At 41.0% G+C, this 8,974-nt stretch carries 9 protein-coding genes and 1 pseudogene; 3 read left to right on the top strand and 7 right to left on the bottom strand.

Annotated elements, in window-relative coordinates; translation table 11 throughout:
• Positions 1–96 (top strand): transposase domain-containing protein (locus FTV03_RS16200; RefSeq protein WP_179992416.1); only part of this gene is annotated, 96 nt, incomplete at its 5' end.
• 137 nt (positions 97–233) lie between these two features.
• Here the strand turns inward: FTV03_RS16200 and FTV03_RS16195 are convergent.
• The 3 genes from FTV03_RS16195 to FTV03_RS16185 form a co-directional block, all read right to left on the bottom strand.
• A complete protein-coding gene (locus tag FTV03_RS16195; protein ID WP_180042200.1) occupies positions 234–1,697 on the bottom strand; it encodes an amino acid permease in 1,464 nt (487 codons plus the stop codon).
• Positions 1,697–2,731 carry a methyltransferase gene (locus FTV03_RS16190; RefSeq protein ID WP_180042198.1) on the bottom strand — a complete coding sequence of 345 codons (1,035 nt, stop codon included), beginning with the start codon at positions 2,729–2,731 and terminating at the stop codon, positions 1,697–1,699. Before FTV03_RS16190 ends, FTV03_RS16195 begins: the two co-directional genes overlap by 1 nt.
• Before the next feature lie 66 nt (positions 2,732–2,797).
• On the bottom strand, positions 2,798–4,168 hold the full coding sequence (locus FTV03_RS16185) for a uracil-xanthine permease family protein (RefSeq protein ID WP_078191151.1): 1,371 nt from the start codon (positions 4,166–4,168) through the stop codon (positions 2,798–2,800).
• Positions 4,169–4,341: 173 nt separating this feature from the next.
• Between FTV03_RS16185 and typA the strand changes: the two genes are divergently transcribed.
• Together typA and mscL are read left to right on the top strand one after the other, a co-directional pair.
• Positions 4,342–6,177 (top strand): translational GTPase TypA, encoded by a 1,836-nt coding sequence (typA, locus tag FTV03_RS16180; protein ID WP_180042196.1) that lies wholly within the window; start codon positions 4,342–4,344, stop codon positions 6,175–6,177.
• 290 nt (positions 6,178–6,467) lie between these two features.
• Entirely contained in the window at positions 6,468–6,899 is a 432-nt protein-coding gene (mscL, locus tag FTV03_RS16175; protein WP_078192339.1) for a large conductance mechanosensitive channel protein MscL, read from the top strand.
• Positions 6,900–6,937: 38 nt separating this feature from the next.
• Here the strand turns inward: mscL and FTV03_RS16170 are convergent, their stop codons facing one another.
• The 4 genes and pseudogenes from FTV03_RS16170 to FTV03_RS16155 all read right to left on the bottom strand — a co-directional run.
• On the bottom strand, positions 6,938–7,312 hold the full coding sequence (locus tag FTV03_RS16170; protein WP_180042194.1) for a hypothetical protein: 375 nt from the start codon (positions 7,310–7,312) through the stop codon (positions 6,938–6,940).
• Between the two features lie 197 nt (positions 7,313–7,509).
• Positions 7,510–7,788, bottom strand: coding sequence for a peptidylprolyl isomerase (locus FTV03_RS16165; protein ID WP_078192338.1), 279 nt, complete (start codon positions 7,786–7,788; stop codon positions 7,510–7,512).
• Complete coding sequence (gene mutM / locus FTV03_RS16160; RefSeq protein WP_180042192.1) at positions 7,785–8,639, bottom strand: bifunctional DNA-formamidopyrimidine glycosylase/DNA-(apurinic or apyrimidinic site) lyase; 855 nt, start codon at positions 8,637–8,639, stop codon at positions 7,785–7,787. The genes FTV03_RS16165 and mutM overlap by 4 nt, the downstream gene beginning before the upstream one ends.
• 228 nt (positions 8,640–8,867) lie before the next feature.
• A pseudogene (locus FTV03_RS16155) lies at positions 8,868–8,974 on the bottom strand (IS701 family transposase); the annotation flags it as partial.

The following is an 8,974-nucleotide window of genomic DNA, read 5'->3' as shown; positions in this document are numbered from 1 at the left end:
GCCTATTTAAGTGATGTGCTGAAAAGGTTGCCGACACATAAAGTGACTCAGATTGAAGAATTGCTACCACACCGCTGGAAACCTAAATCGAATTAAAAAATAGGCATGGGGTTCAGCGGACGCTTACCTTTAAATAGACACTAAGCATTTTGTTAAAGCGTGAATGTATTGAGATACAATTTTAGCCATAAAAAAGCAGCCCTGAAGCTGCTTATTTTTATTCAGTGATCACATTATTCTTGATCAACTTTCATTGGTTTTACATCCATTTCTTGATATGAAACCAACTTAGTTTTGTGTTTCCACTTATAACCGAACCAAATGGCAAGGAATAAGAAAATACCAATATAGGTAGAAACAACGGCCAACCATTCACCATCTAAAACGGCTTGATAGTTCTGACCAAGGACTACGATGGCACACAAAACAAAGGCAAACCACGGTGCAAATGGGAAGAATTTTGCACGGTAAGCAAGATCTTCTAATTTATTGCCTTGAGCCAAGTAGCCTTTACGGAAGCGATAATGTGAAACTGCAATACCGAGCCACACAATAAAGCCACACATACCTGACATGTTCAGTAACCAGTTAAAGACCGCTTGTTCACCGATAAAAGTGGTTAAGAAGCACAGTGCCGCAATCGCCGTCGTTGCATAAAGTGCATTCATTGGTACGCCACGTGCATCTAAGCGACCAAAGACTTTCGGCGCACTGCCTTTACGTGCCATATCAAACAGCATACGAGTAGAGGAGTACATACCAGAGTTACCCGCTGATAAAATCGCAGTCAAGATCACCGCATTCATCACCGATGCAGCAAATGCAAAACCTGCTTTTTCATACAGTAAGGTAAATGGTGAAAGTGCAATATTTTCAGTAGATGCTGCTTGTAATAAACGTGGGTCATCATAGGCAATGAGAGTGCCGATAATGAAGATACACACGATATAAAACAACAAGATACGCCAGAAAATTTGCTTGATGGCAATAGGAATGGTCTTTTCAGGATCTTTCGATTCACCTGCAGCCACACCAACCATTTCAGTCCCTTGGAAAGAGAAACCGGCAATCATGGCCACACCAATCAAGGCAGATAAACCGCCGACAAATGGGGCTTCACCCTTGGTCCAGTTGGCAAATGTTTCTACGCCCGGTGTCAGCATGATTTTGCCAATCATAAACAGGCCGATAATGATAAAGGCAACAATTGCGAGCACTTTAACAAGCGAGAAGAAGAATTCGGATTCACCGAAGCCTTTTACGGTCAGTGCATTAATGGCAAAGACGATTGCGAGGAAAATCGCACTCCAGTAGAAGCCCGGAATATCTGGAAACCAGAATTTCATAATGAATTGGACTGCAACCAATTCAAATGCCACGGTAATCGCCCAGTTATACCAATAGTTCCAACCCAAAGCGAAGCCGAAACCACCCTCGACATATTTGGTGCCGTAGGTAAAGAATGCACCCGAAGTTGGATTATGTGTTGCAAGCTCACCTAGACTGGTCATCAAGAAGTAAATCATGATACCAATTAAGCAGTATGCAAGCAGGGCGCCACCCGGGCCTGCATTGGCAATGGTTGCACCTGAGGCAAGGAATAAACCTGTACCAATTGAACCACCAATTGCAATCATGTTGAGATGGCGAGCACCCAACTTACGCTGAAGCTGAGCTGGTTTTTGAGTTTCGCTCATCATTGTTCCTTAAGATTTTTTTGCGTGCTCGCAAACAAGACTTTAAATCCTTGTTGGTCGGCTTTGATTGTACATTGACCATAATGTTGCTCAATTAAAGTCGGATAATTGAGGAATCGGTTGGCAACAATCCAAAGCTCACCCCCAGACTTCAAATGTCTGCGCGAAGTTTTGCATAGATTTTCACTGGCATTGTAGTCGGTTTGAATCCCTTGATGGAAGGGTGGATTGCTGACTATGGCATGTAAAAATAATGGAGCATCCTCGATTCCTGTGACCGCTTTAATCTCAAGTTGTTCAGGTTCAAGCAAATTTTGTTCAAATGTCATTTGTGTAGACGCTAGTGCAAAGGCATCTACATCCATGGCAAAGATACGATTTTTAGGATTCAGTTTGGCTAAATAAGCACTGATAACACCCGCACCACAGCCAAAATCTGCAATTTTGCCAGAAGTCACCTGTGATAAATAAGGCAATAATGTAGCCGTACCCACATCTAAACGGTTCTGGCTAAATACACCCGGCAGTGCGCAAATCGTAAGCTCACCATTTGGGGTCTCTACTGGATATTTTTGCACCCATTCTTGCAGTGGCTTCAGTGTGACAGTTTTTTCCAATAGGGTTTGCCACATTTGACAGTGACGCGCACTATCAATTTTTAGGGTTTTACCAAAGGGCTGTAATTGTTTTGCAGCGCGTTCAACACCGCCTTTTTTCTCACCCACGAGGAAAATAGAAGCACCTTGAGCAAGATGACTTGCGACATTGTGTAATAAATAATTTAGCAGTTCTTTTGATTTTGGAACAAAAATAACCGCTTGATCAAACTGACCCTCAGGAAAATCGACACCAAAATGGACGTTTGACTGTTGATTTTGAAAGTACTGAAAATCATTAAAATTCCAGCACCAAATCGATGGCTTAATATTGTCATTCAATTGACTGAGTAAGTCATCTGTCGGTGCATTTACGAAAAGCACGCGATCTTGTAATAAATCGATCTGTCGTATAACGACTTCACTTGTGAGATCCATAGATTTCTCCATCATAAAAAACACTGCCTAGGGCGGAACCTAGGCAGTGTTCTTTGACAAATGAACTTACTTCTTCACTTCAGGAAGAACAATATTCAAAATAAGGGCAGCGATACCACCAGTGGCAACGCCTGAACTGAAGATATTACGGAACAATTCAGGAAGATGTTCAAGGATTTGTGGTACTTGTGCAACACCTAGACCCAATGCCAATGAAATCGCAATGATTAATAGTGCGCGGCGGTCTAAATGAATGCCTGACAAAATATTAATACCAGAGGCAGCCACAGCACCGAACATCACCATCACAGCACCACCAAGCACGGCTTGTGGAACCGCCTGAATGACACCTGCTACAGCAGGAAGTAAGCCTAAAATAACCAATAAGGCAGCAATCCAAATGCCTACATAGCGGCTTGCAACACCTGTTAACTGAATAACACCGTTGTTTTGCGCAAATACAGAACTTGGGAACGTGTTAAAGATACCGGCAAGGAATGAGTTTGCACCATTCACCAATACACCACCTTTAATACGCTTCATCCATTCAGGGCCATCTACAGCTTGATTTGAAAGCTTAGAAGTCGCGGTAATATCGCCAATCGCTTCCAAAGATGTCACAAGGTAGATAAATGCCATTGGAATAAACAAGCTCCAAGAGAAGCTTAAGCCAAAGTGCATCGGTGTTGGAATTTGAACCAGTGGCGCATCTTTTAAACCATCAAAGTTTAAATGACCCATAAAGCCTGCAAGGATGTAACCCACGACTAAGGCAATTAGGATGGCAGAACTTTTTACCCATGTAATACGCACACGGTTCAATAAAATGATCAGTGCCAAAACGGTACATGACATGATGAGGTTGTCTGCATTGGCAAATGTTTTATCGCCCATGGCTTGATAACCACCACCCATGCTGATCAGGCCTTCTTTAATTAAAGTCAGACCAATCAATAACACCACGATACCTGTTACCAATGGAGTGATCAGTTTTTTCACCCACGGTAAGATCCGTGACACACCCATTTCAATGAATGAACCCGCGATCACCACACCAAAGATAGATGCCATCACTGCTTCTACAGGTGTACCTGCCGCAACCATTGCAGAACCAATACCGATAATAGGACCAATAAAGTTAAAGCTGGTTCCTTGTACAATCAGGAGACCTGCACCAAATGGACCGACTTTTTTACATTGTAAAAAGGTTGCGATACCAGAGATCACCAATGACATCGACAGAATCATATTGGTGTCTTCTTTTGACACACCAAGTGCCAAACAGATCAGCAGACCCGGCGTCACAATTGGGACAATAATGGCCAATAAATGTTGGAACGCAGCGAGAAAAGCAATAAAAGGTTTTGGTCGATCATTCAATCCATAGACTAAATCGAGTTGATCTTTTGCTTCGGGAGATTGGTTTAAATCAGACATGCGGCACTGAAAATTAAGGCTAGGTGGCGCTATTCTAATCTGTTTACACAGCTTAACAAAACCAAAAGCGTGCCAGTCGTCAAAAAAAATGCGATTGTCAATAAACTGTCACTACTAAAATCTATATTTTTTCTGTATAATTTGCCCTCAAACTTTAGGCGTATCGAATTCACATGTCAGATATTAAAACTCTCCGTAACATTGCCATCATCGCGCACGTCGACCATGGTAAAACTACTCTTGTAGACAAACTTTTACAGCAATCAGGTGCTCTTGGCGATCGCGCAGGCGAGATCGAACGTGTAATGGATTCGGGCGCTATTGAAAGCGAACGTGGTATTACCATTCTTGCAAAAAACACTGCAATCAAATGGTTAGACAAACGTACTGATACTGAATACCGTATCAATATCGTGGACACCCCGGGACACGCCGACTTCGGTGGTGAAGTAGAACGTGTAATGTCAATGGTCGACTGCGTACTTCTTCTTGTTGACTCTCAAGAAGGCCCAATGCCACAAACTCGTTTTGTAACGCAAAAAGCGTTCGCACGTGGTTTGAAACCAATCGTAATTATTAACAAAGTGGACAAGCCAAACGCTCGTCCAGACTGGGTAATTGACCAAGTATTTGATTTGTTCGACAACCTTGGTGGTTCTGACGAACAGTTAGACTTCCCAGTTGTATATGCTTCAGGTCTTCGTGGTGTGGCTGGTCCATCTCCAGAAGAACTTGCTGAAGACATGACTCCATTGTTCGAAACAATTGTAGACATCGTTGAACCACCAGCGGTTGACGTTGACGGTCCATTCCAAATGCAAGTGTCTTCACTTGACTATAACAGCTTCGTAGGTGTTATCGGTGTTGGTCGTATTCAACGTGGTTCAGTGAAATTAAACACTCCTGTAACTGTAATTGACAAAGACGGTAAAACACGTAACGGTCGTATCTTAAAAATCATGGGTTACCATGGTTTAGAGCGTATCGATGTTGAATCAGCTTCTGCTGGTGACATTGTTTGTGTAACGGGTATTGATGAACTTCATATCTCTGACACAATCTGTGATCCAAAAGCAGTTGAAGCTTTACCTGCACTTTCTGTAGACGAACCTACTGTATCGATGACTTTCCAAGTAAACAACTCACCGTTTGCTGGTAAAGAAGGTAAATTCGTAACTTCACGTAATATCCGTGAACGTCTAGATCGCGAATTGATTCACAACGTAGCATTACGTGTTGAAGATACTGACAGTCCTGACCGTTTCAAAGTATCTGGTCGTGGTGAGCTTCACCTTTCAGTTCTTATTGAAAACATGCGTCGTGAAGGCTTCGAAATGGGCGTATCTCGTCCACAAGTAATCATCAAAGAAATTGATGGTGAAAAACAAGAGCCATACGAAAACGTAACGTTTGACGTTGAAGAGCAGCACCAAGGCGCTGTAATGGAACAAATGGGTCACCGTAAAGGTGAAATGACCAATATGGAAGTTGACGGTAAAGGCCGTATCCGTATTGAAGCAACAGTTCCTTCACGTGGTTTGATTGGTTTCCGTTCTGAATTCTTAACTATGACTTCAGGTACAGGTATCATGACTTCAAGCTTCTCGCACTACGGTCCTATGAAACAAGGTACTGTTGCGAAACGTCAAAATGGTGTGTTGATTTCTATGGTTCAAGGTACTTGCTTGGGCTATGCACTATTCAGCTTACAAGACCGTGGCCGTCTATTCGCTAAACCTCAGTTAGAAGTTTATGAAGGTATGATCGTTGGTATTAACTCGCGTTCAGACGACATGACTGTTAACCCAACTAAAGCGAAACAGTTAACTAACGTACGTGCTTCTGGTACTGATGATGCGTTGACTCTTGTTCCGCACATTGAATTTACGCTTGAACAAGCGCTTGAATTTATTGAAGACGACGAATTAGTTGAAGTAACGCCTAAGTCAATCCGTATCCGTAAACGCTGGTTGACTGAAAACGAACGTAAACGTAACCGTAACGTTTAATTTTACAGTTTCAAAAAAACCGCTGACTTAGGTTAGCGGTTTTTTTATGCATGGGCGTTTTGAATAAAAATGCAAAAATTGAATGACTTTATTCATTTAATTCGACATGCATAATTTTGATAAATCCTTTTTCATAGAATGTATTACCAAAATCAAAAATGTTTTGTGTGAATTTTTATACATGGCATTTAGAATCTAATATAAACCAAGTAAATTAGGTGGAAATAGTTATACAGATATAATGTATACTTCGTCACAAAATTAAAGCTGAAAAAATTTCTGGAGATCACATGAGTATTATTCAAGAATTTAGAGAATTTGCCGTAAAAGGCAACGTGATGGACTTGGCTGTAGGTGTCATCATTGGTGGTGCTTTCGGTAAAATCATCGATTCAATGGTAAAAGACATTATCATGCCTTTTATTTCTTGGATCCTTGGTGGTGACGTTGATTATTCAAATTGGTTCTTAGTATTGGGCGATAACCCAAACAATTTAACCACGCTAAAAGCAGCACAGGATGCAGGCCTTAATGTTTTGGCTTACGGTAACTTCTTAACTATCTTAATCAACTTCTTGCTTTTGGCATGGGTCGTATTCTGGTTAGTGAAATTGATGAACAAATTGCGCCGTCAAAAAGTTGAAGAGCCAGCTCCAGAGGCGACTCCAGAAGATATCGAATTACTTCGTGAAATTCGTGATGAATTAAAACGTAAAGGTTAATCCTTTAGCAGTGAAAACGGCGCTTAAAGCGCCGTTTTTTATTGTGAATTTTGTTGAGGCGCCATTTTCATAAACTTAGGTTCTGATGTCGAAAAAACAATGCCATTTCGAATGCCTGTAAATACTTCATTTGCTTCTTCAGGTGATTCGGGTGCGCAGGCTTGTTGACCTAATATAAATAAGACTAAAGGGTGATTTTTGGATAATTTGCTAATTTGCTGTATCGCATCATACCATTTTGATTCATCGTTACGATTCCCATCTAAATCTAGTGCCAACTGGACTTCACCATGAGGGTTCATATCTTGATCATCATATAATGCTTGGATAAGTGCATGCTTTCGTTCACCTCGAATGATTGTAAAATCTGTTGTATCGACAGTGCCAAGACGAAAATAGTTGTAATAGCCCAATGGAATGTCCTTTGTTTATTATTAAGTAGAATTGATTTAGTGCAATGTTATCTGGTTGCTATGATTTATATTATATGATTGAAAACCGCCAGCCAATGTTCTGAACGATTGAAAAAAATACTGGGATTATGTGCTTTAAGATGAAAAGCACATATTCGCGATATACTCGTTATAGCATGTTCAATGTGGGTGCTATGTTACATCCGAAACTTAATTTCTAATAAATGCCAGCCAAATTGGCTTTTGATCGGACCATGCAGTTCACGTTCAGGTAGGGTAAATACCGCTTTATCAATTGGGCCAACCAACTGGCCTTTTTTAATGTCGCCAAGCTCGCCGCCTTTTTTACCCGAAGGACATGTCGAATGCTGCTTCGCAATTTTGGCAAAGTCCGCACCGCCTTTGATTTTCTTTTTCAGTTGCTCACATAGTTCTTTATCTTTGACTAATATGTGGCGAACAATCGCAGACTTCATGCTTTATTTCCTTTCAGAGTTTTCTTAGTCTGCATTTTAACCTTTTTTAAAGGCTGGCACTCAGGGCAAAACACCGATGCACGTTGTCCCAGTTTGATATTTTGCAACGTGGTTTCACAGTTGATGCACATTTCACCGGCACGTCCGTAGGCGAGCAGGGTTTGCTGGAAATAACCATTTTCACCCATCGCATTGCTGTAATCGCGTAAAGTTGAACCGCCTAAATCAATCGCCTGTTTTAAAATGCGTTTGATTTCGATGACCATTTTTTCAACTTGTTCAAAACTCAAACTCGATGCAGGCTGCGCAGGGTGTATGCCGAGGTTAAATAAGCTTTCCGTTGCATAAATATTGCCGACTCCGACCACGATATGATTGTCCATGATCGATACTTTGATACCGGTCTGCTTATTTTTAAATTTTTGGAATAAGTATTCAGCATTAAACGCATCACTCAGCGGTTCAGGGCCAAGCGTGTCAATCAGTTTGCTTCGAGACGATGCATCTAACCATAAAATACAGCCAAAACGGCGTGGATCGTGATAGCGCAATTGCATATCTTCAAAATGAATCACCAGATGATCATGCTTGCGTAATGCTTCATGACCTTCACAAATCCGAAAACTGCCAGACATGCCCAAATGCCACAACATGCTGTCCTGTTCAAATTCAGCCAAAATATATTTTGATCGACGGCTGAGCTGAAGCAGCTTTTGTCCGGCGAGTTTTTGAATGTCGTCAGGAATTGGCCAACGCAGACTCGACTGAAAAACCTCAACTTTGAGAACCTTTTCATTCAATAATGGCAATAAACTGGTTTTAGTGGTTTCTACTTCTGGTAATTCAGGCATAAAGGTCGAAGCAATGGGTCATTCAAGTTATGCATACTATTGGGTCTAGCCCTACAGAATGCAAGTTTCATCGCGGTCTGAGGAATGCATGAACAGGTTATTGATTATTAATTGTGAGAATAATAAACCAATAAGTCACGATGATGAGTTTAAGCAAGCGATCAGAATTTTAAAATTTAATTTTTTAAAAAATATAAGATATTGAAAAATAATAGGACTTACGCACTATTATTTAAAGATTCTCTGTGGTAGCAGATGATTTTTATCGAGAATAAAGTCATCAATGAAGCTTTTGATAATTGGTCTAAATAATTTCTTCTGCCAACGATATACAT

Origin of the sequence: Acinetobacter sp. YH12218 (genome assembly GCF_013417925.1) — a bacterium.
GTDB lineage: Bacteria > Pseudomonadota > Gammaproteobacteria > Pseudomonadales > Moraxellaceae > Acinetobacter > Acinetobacter amyesii.
The sequence above is the reverse complement of the archived record's forward strand: the minus strand, read 5'-3'. Positions and strand labels throughout refer to the sequence as shown.

Excerpts from the sequence above, each read along its gene's own strand:
- FTV03_RS16195 (WP_180042200.1), bottom strand. The coding sequence starts at position 1,697 with ATGAGCGAAACTCAAAAACCAGCTCAGCTTCAGCGTAAGTTGGGTGCT.
- FTV03_RS16190 (WP_180042198.1), bottom strand. The coding sequence starts at position 2,731 with ATGGATCTCACAAGTGAAGTCGTTATACGACAGATCGATTTATTACAA.
- FTV03_RS16185 (WP_078191151.1), bottom strand. The coding sequence starts at position 4,168 with ATGTCTGATTTAAACCAATCTCCCGAAGCAAAAGATCAACTCGATTTA.
- typA (WP_180042196.1), top strand. The coding sequence starts at position 4,342 with ATGTCAGATATTAAAACTCTCCGTAACATTGCCATCATCGCGCACGTC.
- mscL (WP_078192339.1), top strand. The coding sequence starts at position 6,468 with ATGAGTATTATTCAAGAATTTAGAGAATTTGCCGTAAAAGGCAACGTG.
- FTV03_RS16165 (WP_078192338.1), bottom strand. The coding sequence starts at position 7,788 with ATGAAGTCTGCGATTGTTCGCCACATATTAGTCAAAGATAAAGAACTA.
- mutM (WP_180042192.1), bottom strand. The coding sequence starts at position 8,639 with ATGCCTGAATTACCAGAAGTAGAAACCACTAAAACCAGTTTATTGCCA.